The 12,756-nt window shown below is 63.1% G+C and carries 20 protein-coding genes; 16 read left to right on the forward strand and 4 right to left on the reverse strand.

The genetic code is table 11. The features are described 5' to 3' along the window. Nucleotides 1–203: 203 nt before the first annotated feature. The 3 genes from BMY84_RS30560 to hemE form a co-directional block, all read right to left on the reverse strand. A complete protein-coding gene (locus BMY84_RS30560) occupies nucleotides 204–332 on the reverse strand; it encodes a hypothetical protein (protein WP_256215353.1) in 129 nt (42 codons plus the stop codon). 236 nt (nucleotides 333–568) lie between these two features. Continuing rightward, nucleotides 569–1,009 carry a CopD family protein gene (locus BMY84_RS21720; RefSeq protein ID WP_093086535.1) on the reverse strand — a complete coding sequence of 147 codons (441 nt, stop codon included), beginning with the start codon at nucleotides 1,007–1,009 and terminating at the stop codon, nucleotides 569–571. Next, nucleotides 1,009–2,079, reverse strand: a complete 1,071-nt coding sequence (gene hemE, locus BMY84_RS21725) for a uroporphyrinogen decarboxylase (RefSeq protein ID WP_093086537.1) — start codon at nucleotides 2,077–2,079, stop codon at nucleotides 1,009–1,011. The genes BMY84_RS21720 and hemE overlap by 1 nt, the downstream gene beginning before the upstream one ends. A gap of 290 nt (nucleotides 2,080–2,369) precedes the next feature. Here hemE and BMY84_RS21730 point away from each other — a divergent pair, with 290 nt between their 5' ends. From BMY84_RS21730 to BMY84_RS21785, 12 genes are all read left to right on the forward strand, one after another. Then, nucleotides 2,370–3,197: a pyruvate, water dikinase regulatory protein gene (locus BMY84_RS21730; protein ID WP_093017718.1), complete on the forward strand. Its 828-nt coding sequence runs from the start codon at nucleotides 2,370–2,372 to the stop codon at nucleotides 3,195–3,197. After that, nucleotides 3,194–3,799, forward strand: coding sequence for a Maf family protein (locus BMY84_RS21735; RefSeq protein ID WP_093086538.1), 606 nt, complete (start codon nucleotides 3,194–3,196; stop codon nucleotides 3,797–3,799). Before BMY84_RS21730 ends, BMY84_RS21735 begins: the two co-directional genes overlap by 4 nt. Next, nucleotides 3,796–4,623 carry a shikimate dehydrogenase gene (gene aroE / locus BMY84_RS21740; protein ID WP_093086540.1) on the forward strand — a complete coding sequence of 276 codons (828 nt, stop codon included), beginning with the start codon at nucleotides 3,796–3,798 and terminating at the stop codon, nucleotides 4,621–4,623. Before BMY84_RS21735 ends, aroE begins: the two co-directional genes overlap by 4 nt. 9 nt (nucleotides 4,624–4,632) lie before the next feature. Continuing rightward, complete coding sequence (gene coaE, locus BMY84_RS21745) at nucleotides 4,633–5,229, forward strand: dephospho-CoA kinase (protein WP_093086541.1); 597 nt, start codon at nucleotides 4,633–4,635, stop codon at nucleotides 5,227–5,229. 32 nt (nucleotides 5,230–5,261) lie between these two features. After that, nucleotides 5,262–5,954, forward strand: coding sequence for a DNA polymerase III subunit epsilon (dnaQ, locus tag BMY84_RS21750; protein WP_093086543.1), 693 nt, complete (start codon nucleotides 5,262–5,264; stop codon nucleotides 5,952–5,954). A gap of 75 nt (nucleotides 5,955–6,029) precedes the next feature. Further along, nucleotides 6,030–6,626 (forward strand): ribosome hibernation-promoting factor, HPF/YfiA family, encoded by a 597-nt coding sequence (gene hpf, locus BMY84_RS21755; protein WP_093086544.1) that lies wholly within the window; start codon nucleotides 6,030–6,032, stop codon nucleotides 6,624–6,626. 159 nt (nucleotides 6,627–6,785) lie between these two features. Then, nucleotides 6,786–7,253: a PTS sugar transporter subunit IIA gene (locus tag BMY84_RS21760; protein ID WP_093086673.1), complete on the forward strand. Its 468-nt coding sequence runs from the start codon at nucleotides 6,786–6,788 to the stop codon at nucleotides 7,251–7,253. Continuing rightward, complete coding sequence (locus BMY84_RS21765) at nucleotides 7,213–7,734, forward strand: PaaI family thioesterase (RefSeq protein WP_093086546.1); 522 nt, start codon at nucleotides 7,213–7,215, stop codon at nucleotides 7,732–7,734. The genes BMY84_RS21760 and BMY84_RS21765 overlap by 41 nt, the downstream gene beginning before the upstream one ends. 19 nt (nucleotides 7,735–7,753) lie before the next feature. Then, nucleotides 7,754–8,065: a DUF1491 family protein gene (locus BMY84_RS21770; protein WP_371262437.1), complete on the forward strand. Its 312-nt coding sequence runs from the start codon at nucleotides 7,754–7,756 to the stop codon at nucleotides 8,063–8,065. Nucleotides 8,066–8,243: 178 nt separating this feature from the next. After that, on the forward strand, nucleotides 8,244–8,909 hold the full coding sequence (locus BMY84_RS21775) for a cell wall hydrolase (protein WP_093086549.1): 666 nt from the start codon (nucleotides 8,244–8,246) through the stop codon (nucleotides 8,907–8,909). Between the two features lie 101 nt (nucleotides 8,910–9,010). Then, the gene (locus BMY84_RS21780; RefSeq protein ID WP_093086551.1) at nucleotides 9,011–9,505 is read left to right on the forward strand and encodes an MmcB family DNA repair protein; all 495 of its coding nucleotides are present in this window, start codon (nucleotides 9,011–9,013) and stop codon (nucleotides 9,503–9,505) included. After that, nucleotides 9,502–9,912 (forward strand): hypothetical protein, encoded by a 411-nt coding sequence (locus BMY84_RS21785; protein ID WP_143075128.1) that lies wholly within the window; start codon nucleotides 9,502–9,504, stop codon nucleotides 9,910–9,912. Before BMY84_RS21780 ends, BMY84_RS21785 begins: the two co-directional genes overlap by 4 nt. 85 nt (nucleotides 9,913–9,997) lie before the next feature. Here BMY84_RS21785 and BMY84_RS21790 read toward each other — a convergent pair whose 3' ends face one another. After that, a complete protein-coding gene (locus tag BMY84_RS21790; RefSeq protein ID WP_256215354.1) occupies nucleotides 9,998–10,609 on the reverse strand; it encodes an ankyrin repeat domain-containing protein in 612 nt (203 codons plus the stop codon). 41 nt (nucleotides 10,610–10,650) lie between these two features. Between BMY84_RS21790 and BMY84_RS21795 the strand changes: the two genes are divergently transcribed. From BMY84_RS21795 to BMY84_RS21810, 4 genes are read left to right on the forward strand one after another with little or no spacing between them, the layout of a single operon-like run. Beyond that, a complete protein-coding gene (locus tag BMY84_RS21795) occupies nucleotides 10,651–11,319 on the forward strand; it encodes an SCO family protein (RefSeq protein ID WP_177204119.1) in 669 nt (222 codons plus the stop codon). Then, nucleotides 11,307–11,744 (forward strand): YcgN family cysteine cluster protein, encoded by a 438-nt coding sequence (locus BMY84_RS21800; protein ID WP_093017746.1) that lies wholly within the window; start codon nucleotides 11,307–11,309, stop codon nucleotides 11,742–11,744. Before BMY84_RS21795 ends, BMY84_RS21800 begins: the two co-directional genes overlap by 13 nt. Beyond that, the gene (locus BMY84_RS21805) at nucleotides 11,701–12,435 is read left to right on the forward strand and encodes a M48 family metallopeptidase (RefSeq protein WP_177204120.1); all 735 of its coding nucleotides are present in this window, start codon (nucleotides 11,701–11,703) and stop codon (nucleotides 12,433–12,435) included. The genes BMY84_RS21800 and BMY84_RS21805 overlap by 44 nt, the downstream gene beginning before the upstream one ends. 4 nt (nucleotides 12,436–12,439) lie before the next feature. Then, the gene (locus BMY84_RS21810; RefSeq protein WP_093086676.1) at nucleotides 12,440–12,703 is read left to right on the forward strand and encodes a hypothetical protein; all 264 of its coding nucleotides are present in this window, start codon (nucleotides 12,440–12,442) and stop codon (nucleotides 12,701–12,703) included. The last annotated feature ends 53 nt before the right edge of the window (nucleotides 12,704–12,756 follow it).

A 12,756-nucleotide genomic window follows, 5' to 3' on the forward strand; every position in this document is an offset into this window, starting at 1 on the left:
CCATCGGCAATATCTGCGACCTCTACACCCCAGACGAATGCCGAAACTTCCTCAAAGCCGCTGGATATGCGTCCGATTAAAGGCTCGATGCTCTAAGTAAATCATATATCGAAGGAGCCATGCTTCGATACGGGGCTTCGACTTCGCTCAGCCCCTACTCAGCACGAACGGTTCATGTTCGATTTGAGTCAGGTCAGACTGAGTCAGGTAAATCGCTTTGCGATAATGCAGCTGGCGACGACTAGGCCGGTGATCGCCCAGCCCTCCCAGGTGCGGGGGCTGTAGCCCCAGCCGATACGCTTTGGACCGAACCAGAGACGGGGAGGATTCATGAGACGATGCTCCGGGGCTGACGCTTAACTTCGCATATTTCCCGCAGATTTTGACATTTTATTGCGCGGCACTGATCCTATTCGCGCCTCTGCGGGATGATCACCGATATAGCATGAAGGGCCGGGAATAGGATAGGAATCTCCCTTGGCCATAAACCTGTCGTCATTGCGAGCGGAGCGAAGCAATCCAAGGGCACACCGTGGATTGCTTCGCTCCGCTCGCAATGACGATGAGCTTAAAAAGGCTTCACGATCACGGCGATGACGATCACCGCCGCGGCGACACCGGGAATCTCGTTCAGCATCCGCAACTGCCGGTCACCCAGCGGACGCTCTCCACGCGCCAGCTTCTTCGCATAACTGGCTATCCAGCCATGATAGCCTGACAGGCCCAGCACGAAGAGCAGTTTCAGGTGGAACCAGCCGAAATGCCAGGCGCCGATTTCCACCATCAGCATCAGGCCGAAGACCCAGACGAGGATCAGCGAGGGGTTGAGGATGATCTTGAGCAGCCGCCCTTCCCGCTCGATCCAGCGCTTGTCCTCCGGCGATCCGGGCACGGTCTCCTGATGATAGACGAAGAAGCGCGGCATCATGAACAGCCCCGCCATCAGGAAGATGACGAAGATGACATGGGCGGCCTTCACCCAGAGATAGGCGGCACCAAGATAGGCCATCAGGCGAGCACTCCTTCCTTTCGGACATAGCTAATGAGTGCTTCGACATGTGCAATGGGTGTGTCGGGCAATATGCCATGACCAAGATTGAAGATATGCGGGCGATCGGCAAAGGCGGCGCGGATGTTGTCGACCGCCTCCTCCACCGCACGGCCGCCAGCGATGAGGGCCAGCGGATCGAGATTGCCCTGCACCGGCATACCAGCGGGCAGCGCCTGATTGGCCCAGTGCGGATCGATCGTTTCATCGACACCGACGGCATCGACGCCGGTCTGCGCCGCATAATCGGCCAGCTTCGCGCCTGCGCCCTTGGGGAAGCCGATGATAGGGATGGTTGGGTGCAGCACCTTCAGCCGGGCGACGATGCGCTTGTTGGGCTCGATCACCCAGCGCTGGAACTGGAGCGGCGACAGGCTGCCCGCCCAGCTGTCGAACAATTGCACGGCCTCGACGCCGGCCTCGATCTGGCCGCTGAGGTAAATGACGGTTGCTTCGACGATGGCGTCGATCAGGACGGCGAAGCGTTCCGGCTCGTTATAGGCCATGCGACGAGCCAGCCCATGATCCTTGCTGCCCTGCCCCGCCACCATATAGGTCGAAATGGTCCAGGGGCTGCCTGCAAAGCCCAGGAAGGTGACGTCGGGGCCTAGGGCCGCCTTCACCTGCCGCACCGTCTCGTAGACCGCATCGAAGCGGCTGAAATCGGGTGTCAGCGCCGACAGGTCGGTTTCGCTGAGGATGGGAGCGAGACGCGGGCCTTCGCCAGCCTCGAACCAGAGATCCTGCCCCATGGCGTAGGGGACGATAAGAATGTCGGAAAAGAGGATCGCGCCGTCGAAGCCGAAGCGCCGGATCGGTTGGAGAGTCACTTCTGCCGCGGCTGGACTGTCATAGACGAGTTCGAGAAAGCCGCCCTTTTCCGCCCGCAGCGCCCGATATTCGGGGAGATAGCGGCCGGCCTGGCGCATCAACCAGATTGGCGGTGAGTGGGGCGGCACGGCGGGACGATCCCCTTTCAGAACGGCGAGGAGCGGTTTCTCGATCGGACTCGCCGGGGCGTCTTCGCGCATCACATTCTCTCTTATTATTTAGATTCAAAGATAGGGGGAGATAGTAGGTCCGTTGGCAGCGGGGTTTATGCGCTGTGCCCGCTTTTGCCAACAACTTGACTCAGGAGAGTCACGGAGGGGCATGGCGAGTCATCGACTCTATCCCCGTTATCCACAGGCTGTTGATGGAATTCCGGGCCTGTTGGGGGCTTGTGGATAAGATTCCGGTCAGTGGGGACGGGAGAAAGGCGGGATTCTATCCCCAGATTCATCCCTTGATTTATCCACAGGCACCCCACAGAGATATGTCCATGGCGCGCATCCACCTTCATCTCCTGTCGGACTCCACCGGTGAAACGCTGGAGAATATCGCCAAGGCGGCGATCGGCCTGTTCGAAAATGTCGAGGCGATCCGCCATTTCTGGCCAATGGTGCGGTCCGACGTGCATCTGGACCGGATCATGGAGGAGATCAGCGCCAATCCGGGGCTGGTGCTGTTCACTCTGACCAATCATGTGCTGCGCCGGCGGCTGGAGACGCGCTGTCGCGCGCTGGGCCTGCCGCATGTCGCGGCGCTGGATAGCGTGGCGGACGCGCTGTCGAATATATTGGGGCAGGAGACGCGGACCCGGCCGGGGCGCAAGCATATCCTGGACGAGGCCTATTTCGCCCGGATCGAGGCGATCCAGTTCACCATCGCCCATGATGATGGCGTGGGGCATGAAAATTGGGAGGAGGCCGACATCGTGCTGGCGGGTGTGTCGCGTGCGTCCAAGACGCCGACGTCGATCTATCTCGCCAATCGCGGCTACAAGACCGCCAACATCCCGCTGGTGCCGGAATCGCCGCCGCCGCGCAGCCTTTATGGGCTGAAGCATCCGATGGTCGTGGGCCTGACGGTCAGCCCCGAACGGCTGATCCAGATCCGCCGCAACCGGTTGCTGTCGTTGAATCAGGCGCCAGAGACAGCCTATGTCGACAATGACAAGGTGCAGGAGGAACTGGCCTTTGCCCGGCGCATGTTCGCCGACAATGGCTGGCCGGTGATCGATATGACGCGCCGGTCGATCGAGGAGGCCGCCGCCGCCATCATCAACCTGTTCAATGACCGCGAACTGGCCGAAGGGGCGCCGCTATGATCGTTCTGGCTTCGCAGAGCGCGAGCCGCCGGGCCTTGCTGGCCGCCGCGCAGGTGCCGTTCGAGGCGCTGTCGCCCGGCGTGGACGAGGAGGCGGCCAAGGAGGCGCTGCGCGCCGACGGGCTGGATGCGCGGGCGCTGGCCGATGCGCTGGCGGAATTGAAGGCGCTCAAGGTGTCGCGCCGGGTGCCGGGCGGGCTGGTGTTGGGATGCGACCAGACTCTGAGTATCGGGGATGGCGAAGAACGGGGCGAGATGATCGACAAGGCGGTCGATCGGGCGGATGCGGAACGCATCCTGCGTCTGCTGTCGGGCCGGGTGCATCATCTGCACAGCGCGGCGGTCGTGGCGCTGAATGGTGAGGCGATCTGGCGCCATGTCGAGCGGGTGCGGATGACGGTGCGGCCGCTGTCCGACGCCTTCATCGCCTCCTATCTCGACGCCGACTGGGAGGAATTGCGCTGGTGCGTGGGTTGCTACCGGATCGAGGGACCAGGGGTACAGATTTTCAGCAAGGTCGAGGGCAGCCAGTTCGCGATTCAAGGCCTGCCGCTGCTGCCTTTGCTTGACTTTCTGCGCGTGCGGGGCGTTTTGGCGGCATGACCGACAAGCTGCCCTATGCCGAAGTGATCGGCGACCCTATTGCGCACAGCAAATCGCCGCTGATCCATAATTTCTGGCTGAACGCGCTGGATATCGAGGCGGAATATAAGAAGACCCATGTGACGCCGCAGGGGCTGGCCGCCTATTTCCTGATGCGGCGGGCCGATCCCGACTGGTTGGGCTGCAATGTCACCATTCCGCACAAGATAGCGGTGATGGACTATGTCGACGATCCGGGAGGGGTGCGCGAACGGATCGGCGCGGTGAACACCATCGCCAGCGAGACGGGCGGGCCTCTGATCGGCACGAATACCGATGCGGGCGGGTTCCTCCAGCCGCTGTTGCGCGACAAGTGGAAGGGACAGAGCGCCGTCATCGTCGGGGCCGGTGGCGCGGCGCGGGCGATATTGTTCGCGCTGACCAGCCTGGGCGTGCCGAATATCACGGTCATGGCGCGCGATCCGGCCAAGGGGCAGGCGCTGCTCGACCGGGCTGGGGTCAAGGGGCAGGCGATCGGCATAAGCGACGCGCTGCCGAAGGCGGACCTGCTGGTCAATGCGACGTCGCTCGGCATGGTGGGCCAGCCGCTGCTGGAACTGGATCTGGCGCCGCTGGCCGATTGCGCGACGGTCTATGACATCGTCTATGCGCCGCTGGAGACGGGATTGCTCAAGGCGGCGAGCGCGCGGGGTCTCAAGACGCTGGATGGCCTCGAAATGCTGATCGGGCAGGCGGCGCTGGCGTTCGATATCTTCTTCGACGCGGAAGCGCCGCGCGACCTGGACGAGGAATTGCGCGCGTTGCTGCTCGCTGCGGACTACTGAGGGCGGCTGATGAAGGTCTACGGCCTGACAGGGTCGATCGGCATGGGCAAGTCGGCGGTGGCGGCGATGTTCCGCAAGGCCGGCGTGCCGCTGTTCGACGCGGACGCCGAGGTGCATCGGCTGCAGGGGCCGGGCGGCGCTTTGCTCCCGGCGATCGAGGCGCGCTTTCCCGGCACGACGGGCCCCAAGGGTGTCGATCGGGCGAAGCTGGGCGCGGCGGTGTTTGGTCATCCGGGCGAGCGCAGGGCGCTGGAGGCGATCGTCCATCCGGCGGTGCGGGAGTCGCGCAGGCGATTCCTGCAACGTCATCGGTCCCGGCCGTTCGTGATTTTGGACATTCCCCTGCTGTTTGAGGGGAAGGGGCAGAGACGCGGGCTGGCGGGCATCATCGTGGTCAGCGCGCCGGCGTGGAAACAGCGCCGCCGAGTCCTGGCGCGGCCGGGAATGAGCGCCAAAAAATTCCGCCAGATTGTCCATCTGCAAACAGCCGATGCTGAAAAACGCGCGCGGGCCGACTATATCATCCAGACGGGTACGACATTTGCCGCAACCCGCGCACAGGTCAGGCGTCTGGTCGCTTGCCTTGGACGCAAGACAGGCAGATAAGGGTTGGCCCATAGAGTCGAATGAAGAGGGCGATGCGAGAAGTCATTTTCGATACCGAAACGACAGGATTCGATCCTGTATCGGGCGACCGGCTGGTCGAGATCGGCTGCATCGAACTCGTCAATCGCGTACCCAGCGGCCGGACCTTCCACGCTTATTATAATCCGCAGCGCGACATGCCGACGGCCGCCTTCAATGTGCATGGCCTGTCGGAGGAGTTTCTGCGCGACAAGCCGCTCTTTTCGAGCGGCGCGGCAGAGCTGCTCGCATTTCTGGAGGACAGCCCGCTGGTCGCGCATAATGCGCGCTTCGACTTCGGCTTCCTCAATCACGAACTCAAATTGTGTGGCCTGCCCGACGTGTCGATGGATCGGATGATCGACACCGTCGCCATCGCCCGCACGCTGCATCCCGGCGCCAAACATAGTCTGGACGCGCTCTGCACCCGCTACGGCATCGACCGCAGTCATCGCGTCAAGCATGGCGCACTGCTCGACGCTGAATTGCTGGCGCAACTCTATATCGAACTGACCGGTGGCCGTCAGATCGGCCTGGGTCTGGCACAGGAGGAAGCAAAAGAGATCGTCAGGGTGGAACTGACGGAAAATCCCGTGGTTCGCCCTGTTCGTCCCGCGCGCGTCTTTACGGCGAGCGCGGCGGAACTGGAACGGCATGCAGCGTTCGTCGCGACGCTGAAAGAGCCGCTCTGGTTGCAGGAGGCATAGACCGCAACTGGCCTATGCCCTCCACGCCCACCGGGCCGCTTTCCTGGCGGCCTGGCAAGAATAAGGAGAAGGCATATGGATATTCGTGTTTCCGGGCATCAGGTCGAAACGGGCGAAGCGCTCAAGCAGCATGTCTACGACCGTTTGGAGGCTGTGGCCGAGAAATATTTCTCTCGCACGATTTCCGCCCAGGTGACCTTTCGCAAGGCACCGCATGGAGCCTTTCATTGCGACATCGTCTGTCATGTGATGACGGGACTGATCCTGAAGGGCGCGGGCGAGGCGCAGGAAGCGCATCCCGCCTTCGATCAGGCATCCGACCGCATCGAAAAGCAGCTTCGCCGCTATATGCGCCGGTTGAAGGATCGCAGCGTCCAGGCCGCCGCTGCCGAGGCGCAGCGCGCCAATGGCTATAGTGTCGATGATATAGATGGCGCGGGCTACACCATTTTTGCCGCAAATGCCGATGAAGAGGAAGAACCGGCCGACGCGCCCCTGATCGTTGCGGAAACCCGGGTCGACATTCCGCAGGCGAGCGTATCCGACGCGGTAATGATGCTGGACCTGCGCAATACCAACGCGCTGTTGTTCATGAATGCCGGTACGTCCGCCTATAATATGGTCTATCGTCGACATGACGGGACCATTGGTTGGGTAGAACCGCGCGCCTGATGCGTTGAATTGTGGAGGGGCTGTCCTGTAGGGCACCCCTTGCTGGCCCGGCCCCTTGCCTTGACCTGTGGTTGCAGGCGGCTTATGGGGCCGGGCTTTCATTGTCCGAGCACAAGCGCGATGACTTGGCCTGCGCGGCTCGGCCGTTTCGGATACACCATGGTTAATCTCAACGACATCGTTTCGCCCGACGCTCTGGCGACGGGGCTAGCGGCGAACGGCAAGAAGGCGCTGTTCCAGAAGATCGCTGCCCTCGCCGCCTGCGCCTATGATCTGGAAGCCGACGAAGTGGGCGACGCGCTGTTCGAGCGCGAGCGACTGGGATCGACCGGTTTCGGCGGCGGTGTCGCCATTCCCCATGCGAAGATTCCGGGTCTGGACAAGATGTGCGGTGTCGTCGTGCTGCTCGATCCAGCGGTGCCGTTCGATGCGGTGGACGAGGCGCCGGTCGATATCGTCTTTGCCCTGCTGTCGCCGGTCGACAGCGGCGCCGAGCATCTGAAGACTCTGGCGCGCGTGTCCCGCTATCTGCGTGACGACAATAATGTGGCGCGGTTGCGTGGTGCGAAGTCGACCGAGGCGCTGCATGCGCTGCTGGCTGGCGGCGGGGCGCGTGACGCAGCCTGACGGCCCCGGTGGCCCCGATAGCCGTGGCCCGGACAGCCCCAGTGGCGAAGCCGCGCATTTCCGCGCGCTCGAACAGCTTTATCGTTCCGCGCCGATCAACCGGTTGTTCCGGTCGGATCTGACGATCCCGGAAGCGGGACGATCAATCATCGATTTCGATGTCGATGAGAATCAGTTTCACGCCGCCGGGGCGGTGCATGGCACCGTCTATTTCAAGATGCTGGATGATGCGGCCTTCTATGCCGCCAACAGCCTGGTCAGCGATCGTTTCCTGCTGACGACCGCCTTCAACCTGCTCTTCACCCGGCCGATCGGGCCGGGGCGTATTCGTGCCGAAGGCCGCTGGATCAGCGGCAAGCGCCGCGTCTTCGTGGCGGAGGCGAGCCTTATCGATTCCGATGGTGAGGAAGTCGGGCGCGGGACCGGTACTTTCATGCGGTCGCAATTCGCGCTGTCTTCGCTGCCCGGCTATGGCGGCTGACGCCCGGCTGACCAGTGCGATGCTGGTCGGTGCCCTGCGGCGGCGGGTCGCGGCTGCCGGTGGATTTGCCACGATCCTGATCAAAGGGGACGAGATCAGCGGCGTAATATTGGTTCAGACGATGGACCGGGGCGTGGAATCGGGACTTTTTGAAAGGGTGGCGAACCTTCAGGGCGGTTATGCGTTGATGCGCTGTGGACCCACCCCAGAGGAGGGTTCTGAGGCGCTAGATCACTATATAGCGCGTCGCCGCAGGTCGGACCCCGACCTGTGGATAATCGAACTCGACATCCCGGAAGCGGAACGGTTCGCCGCTGAAACGATCTGCTGATCGTTGACTCATCGTTTCGACCCGGGCAAAGGCGCCCAACGCCAACGCGCAGGTTGCCACATTCGCCCAAGGGGGCGGGCGCGGTAAACACGCAGACGGGGGGCGGCCGGTCGTCGCGGTGAATATGGGTTAAAAAGAGACGACGCCCCGGCCAAGAACCGCATGTTTTTGAGCTATAATGAGTTTTCGTCTGAAAGCTGCGATCGCCGCAGCCTTTGCCTTGTCAGCCGCAGCAGCGATGACGGCTTCCGACATGTCGATCGCAAGTGAAGCGATCTCGTCGGCTTCTACCCTTCCTGCCGCGCTTTCCGTAGCGCCGATGGCTGGCTCTCAGGCCGCTGTCATCTATGCCACGCCGCGCGAAGTTTCGCAGCCGCTGGCCTCCGCCCCCAAGGGCGATACCGTGATTTCTCCCGATTCCGATGTGCAGGCAACCAGCCTCGCTGCTCTGGTCGACGCCCAAGGCGCGCCCGAGGAGCTGGACGGCGACATGAAGTGCCTGGCCGGAGCGGTCTATTTCGAATCCAAGGGCGAAAGCCTGGAAGGCCAGCTGGCCGTTGCCCGTGTGATCATCAACCGCGCCAAGTCCGGCCGTTTCGCCGACAGCCTGTGTGGCGTCGTCTATCAGCCGAGCCAGTTCAGCTTCGTGCGCGGCCATGCCATGCCCCCCATTCGTGAGGAAAGCCGCAGCTGGCGTGAAGCGGTTGCGATCGCCCAGATCGCCACCGACGACAGCTGGGACAGCCTGGCCGAAGGCGCGCTGTTCTTCCACGCTCGCCGCGTCGCGCCGGGCTGGGGTAAGGCCAAGCTGGCGTCGATCGACAATCATATTTTCTATCGCTGATTTGGTCCCGCGCGCTGCGCGCCTGGCGTGAATCATGAAGGCCGGTTCGGATGTCCGAATCGGCCTTTTCTTTTGTTCCTGACTTGTTCTAATGTCGGCGTATGAACGACATGTCTGCCCAAAGCTGTACGCCCCTGACGGACGGGACAGCGCTTGCCGTGGCGCGGGGCACGCTGCGCCTTTTCTTCCGCCATGACATGAGCGGCATATTGGAAGTGCCGCTGCCCAATGGCCGGCGGGCCGATATCATGGCGATCGACAGCGCCGGGCGGCTGACCATCGTCGAGATCAAATGCAGCAAGGCCGATTTGCTGGGCGACATGAAATGGCCCGATTATTTCGACTATTGCGACCGCTATTTCTGGGCGGTGCCGGCCGGGTTCGACATCAGCCTGTTCGACAGCGAGGCGCTGTGGCCGACCCGCACTGGCCTGATCGTGGCGGACCAATATGATGCCGAACTGGTCCGCCCTGCCCCGGTCGAGCCGCTGGCGGCGGCGCGGCGCAAGGCGGAGACGCTGCGCTTCGCCCGGCGTGCGGCCCGGCGATTGACGGCGCTGAGCGATCCGGACCATGCTGCGGAGCTGGGCTGGTGACGGGTAGAGGCGCGATGCGGTCGCATCTGGAATTTCGATCGGGCGCGTTGCGCGACGGGCCGAAGGTGCAGCCCGGCGGTGAGATGCTGGCGCGATTGCTGGCGGCGGGGCTACCTTCGCACGGCTATCGGATTAAGAAGACCGTTGCGGAGGATTGGGGCTGGTGCGTGATGATTGCGCATGACCGCTTTCCGCTCTGGATCGGCTGTGGCGCCTATCTCGAATATCCCGACGGGCATCTCTGTTTCATTGAGCCATCGAAACCGCGACTCTGGCGCTGGTTTCGTCCGGTTGACACCAGCGAGACGGTGGAGCGGCTGGCTGGTGCGCTGGAGGCCTGTGTCCGGCAGAGCGGCGTGGCGCATCATCTGCGCTGGTGGAGTGAGGAGGAAGTGCGGGCGGGGTGATCGAGCCCGCAGACGTGGCGCGTTTACCCCTCCACCACTCGCTTCGCGAGCGGTCCCCCTCCCCTTTCAGGGGCGGATTTATTCTTTAAAATACCGGTCCCTGAACCGGGCCGTTGGGTTTGGTCGCGGGCTTTGCGGCGTCCAGCGCCTCGACCAGGCCGGGGGTGCGGCCGTCGCGTTCGGCATAATCCTTGGCGGACATGCCGGCGATGGTGTCGCGCTTGTCGGGATTGGCGCCCTGCGCCACCAGCAGGCGGACGAGGCCGACGTCGCGCAACTGTACCGCGCGGATCAGCGGGGTTTCGCCGCTGCCATTCACCTTGTCCACCTGCGCATTATAGGTGAGCAGCGTGCGCGCGCCTTCCTCGAACCGGCCCTGTACGGCATCCATCAGCGGCGTGTTGCCATCATTGTCGGTCAGATTGGGGTTGGCGCCCTTTGACAGCAGGAAGGCCAGCCAGCTTGCATCGCGGCGCGCGACGATGATGTGCAGCGCATTTTCGCCGGTGGACAGGTCGCGGCTGTTGATGACGGTGGAGCCGGGTTTCTGGAGCAGATCGGTGACTTTCTGCCCGTCCTTGTCCTTCACCGCCTTCAGGAAATTATAATTATCCGAGAATTGCGCCTGCGCAGCGGACGGCACGAGCAGCGCGAGCGCCATGGAGCCGAGGATCGTGGAAAGGAACTTGGTCTTCATCTGGGCGCCCCGTTGCATTGCAAAACATGTCCTAGCAGGGCATGGCTGGCCATGCCATGAACAAAGACGCCGTCGCCTCCGCTCTGCCTTATCTGGTCCTGCCTCTTCTGGCCCTGCTGGCTGCCTGCAATATGGGGTCTGGAGGCAATGCATCAAGCGGGGATAGCGAACCGGGCGAACTGGTCGGCGCGCGGATCGGTGCGCCCTTCACCCTGACCAATCAGGATGGCAAGCCGACGAAATGGGACGATTATAAGGGCCAGTATCGCCTCGTCTATTTCGGCTATACCTATTGCCCGGATGTGTGCCCGGTCGACCTGCAACGGATCATGCAGGCATTTTCCAAATTCGAGAAGGAAAAGCCCGCCCTCGCCGCGAAGGTGCAGCCGATGCTGATCAGCGTCGACCCGGAACGCGATACGCCCGCCGTGCTGAAAACCTATGTCGCGGCCTTCCATCCGCGCCTGATCGGGCTGACCGGTACGAAGGCGCAGATCGCGAAGGTCGCCAAGGATTTCGTGGTGATCTATAATCCCGAGCAATCGGCGGGTTCGACCGACTATCTGGTCAGCCATAGCCGGACGCCCTATCTGTTCGACCGGGACGGTAAGCCGGTGGCGCTGGTGCCGGTGGATGATCCCGGTACGCCGGATGTGGATGAGGGCGCGCCGGACAAGGTGCTGGCTTTCTTTGAAAAATGGATCAAGTGACGCATTTCTGGGAAAAACCCCTCGACAAGCTCGATCGTGCCGAGTGGGAAGCACTGTGCGACGGGTGCGGCAAATGCTGTCTGCACAAGGCCGAGGATGAGGATACGGGGCGTATCTATCCTACCAATGTCGCCTGCCGCCTGCTCGACCGGCAGAGCGGGCAATGCTGCAATTACAAGGACCGGCGCAAATTCGTGCCCGATTGCGTGCGGCTGACGCCGGCCAAGGTGAAGCAGATAAGCTGGCTGCCGCGCACCTGCGCCTATCGCCTGCGCGAGGAAGGGCTGCCGCTGCCGGCATGGCATTATCTGGTCTGCGGCGACCGGGAAGCGGTACATCGCGCCGGGGAGTCGGTGCGTGGCTGGACCGTGGCGGAAGCGGATGCGGGCGACTGGGAAAATCATCTTGTCGACCGGGAACTGTGACGCAGCGATCCTGATCGACGGCGTGGCGATGCCGGTGCGGGTGCGCCGGTCGGCACGGGCGCGGGCCTATCGGCTGACGATCGACAGTGTACGGGGCGAATTGCGCCTGTCGCTGCCGATGCGGGCGAATCTGAAGAAGGCGCTGGGCTGGGCGCAGGACCATGAAGGCTGGGTGCGGGCGCAGATGGCCAAGCAGCCGACCATAACTCCACTGGAGCATGGCGCGTTGTTTCCGCTGGAGGGGCGTGAGGTGACGATCCATTGGGTCGAGGGCGCGACGCGCACGATAAGGCTGGAGGGAGACCGGCTGATGCTGGGCGGTGCCGCGGAATCGGTGGGCGCGCGGGTGCAGCGCTGGCTGATCAGTCGGGCACGCGCGGTGCTGGAGACGGAGAGTCACGAACTGGCGCGTGAACATGGGCTGATCGTCGCGTCGGTGGGCGTGGGCGACACGCGCAGCCGCTGGGGCAGTTGCGCTTCGTCCGGGGCGATCCGCTACAGCTGGCGCCTGATCCTGGCCCCGCCGGAGGTGCGCAGGGCGACGGTGGCGCATGAACTGGCCCATCTGCTGCATATGGACCATAGCCCTGCCTTTCACGCCGCGCATCGCCGCATCCATGGCGCCGACCCCCGCCCCGCGCGCGAATGGCTGCGCGTTCATGGCGCGGGCCTGCACCGCTACCGGGGATAAGGCGATGGCGCGCGGCAGGAAACGCTATCTGGTGGCCACCATGCCCGATGGCTATGTGAAGCGGATCGGCCCGACGGCGGACCCGCTGACCCATTATTGGCGGATCGTCGCCGTGCTGGAAAATGGCAAGACCGAGGTCTTCTGGGGCCATACGCGGTCGCTGGCCGAAGCGAAGAAGCTGAAGGGGCCAGCCGTGGATGGCGCGAAGATGCGGGGGTGGAAAAGCTATCAGTTCGAGATTGCGGAACTGGTGGAAGAGCCGGTTTGAGCCGTTCGCTTAGCTGTCCTCCAGTCCCGGCGGTCCGCCATCGTCACTGACCG

The organism is Sphingobium sp. AP50, assembly GCF_900109095.1.
In the GTDB taxonomy this organism is placed as follows: domain Bacteria; phylum Pseudomonadota; class Alphaproteobacteria; order Sphingomonadales; family Sphingomonadaceae; genus Sphingobium.

Coding starts and splice junctions, on each gene's coding strand:
- BMY84_RS30560 (WP_256215353.1), bottom strand. CDS start 332: ATGAATCCTCCCCGTCTCTGGTTCGGTCCAAAGCGTATCGGCTGGGGC.
- BMY84_RS21720 (WP_093086535.1), bottom strand. CDS start 1,009: ATGGCCTATCTTGGTGCCGCCTATCTCTGGGTGAAGGCCGCCCATGTC.
- hemE (WP_093086537.1), bottom strand. CDS start 2,079: ATGCGCGAAGACGCCCCGGCGAGTCCGATCGAGAAACCGCTCCTCGCC.
- BMY84_RS21730 (WP_093017718.1), top strand. CDS start 2,370: ATGGCGCGCATCCACCTTCATCTCCTGTCGGACTCCACCGGTGAAACG.
- BMY84_RS21735 (WP_093086538.1), top strand. CDS start 3,194: ATGATCGTTCTGGCTTCGCAGAGCGCGAGCCGCCGGGCCTTGCTGGCC.
- aroE (WP_093086540.1), top strand. CDS start 3,796: ATGACCGACAAGCTGCCCTATGCCGAAGTGATCGGCGACCCTATTGCG.
- coaE (WP_093086541.1), top strand. CDS start 4,633: ATGAAGGTCTACGGCCTGACAGGGTCGATCGGCATGGGCAAGTCGGCG.
- dnaQ (WP_093086543.1), top strand. CDS start 5,262: ATGCGAGAAGTCATTTTCGATACCGAAACGACAGGATTCGATCCTGTA.
- hpf (WP_093086544.1), top strand. CDS start 6,030: ATGGATATTCGTGTTTCCGGGCATCAGGTCGAAACGGGCGAAGCGCTC.
- BMY84_RS21760 (WP_093086673.1), top strand. CDS start 6,786: ATGGTTAATCTCAACGACATCGTTTCGCCCGACGCTCTGGCGACGGGG.
- BMY84_RS21765 (WP_093086546.1), top strand. CDS start 7,213: ATGCGCTGCTGGCTGGCGGCGGGGCGCGTGACGCAGCCTGACGGCCCC.
- BMY84_RS21770 (WP_371262437.1), top strand. CDS start 7,754: ATGCTGGTCGGTGCCCTGCGGCGGCGGGTCGCGGCTGCCGGTGGATTT.
- BMY84_RS21775 (WP_093086549.1), top strand. CDS start 8,244: ATGAGTTTTCGTCTGAAAGCTGCGATCGCCGCAGCCTTTGCCTTGTCA.
- BMY84_RS21780 (WP_093086551.1), top strand. CDS start 9,011: ATGAACGACATGTCTGCCCAAAGCTGTACGCCCCTGACGGACGGGACA.
- BMY84_RS21790 (WP_256215354.1), bottom strand. CDS start 10,609: ATGAAGACCAAGTTCCTTTCCACGATCCTCGGCTCCATGGCGCTCGCG.
- BMY84_RS21795 (WP_177204119.1), top strand. CDS start 10,651: ATGGCTGGCCATGCCATGAACAAAGACGCCGTCGCCTCCGCTCTGCCT.
- BMY84_RS21800 (WP_093017746.1), top strand. CDS start 11,307: ATGGATCAAGTGACGCATTTCTGGGAAAAACCCCTCGACAAGCTCGAT.
- BMY84_RS21805 (WP_177204120.1), top strand. CDS start 11,701: ATGCGGGCGACTGGGAAAATCATCTTGTCGACCGGGAACTGTGACGCA.
- BMY84_RS21810 (WP_093086676.1), top strand. CDS start 12,440: ATGGCGCGCGGCAGGAAACGCTATCTGGTGGCCACCATGCCCGATGGC.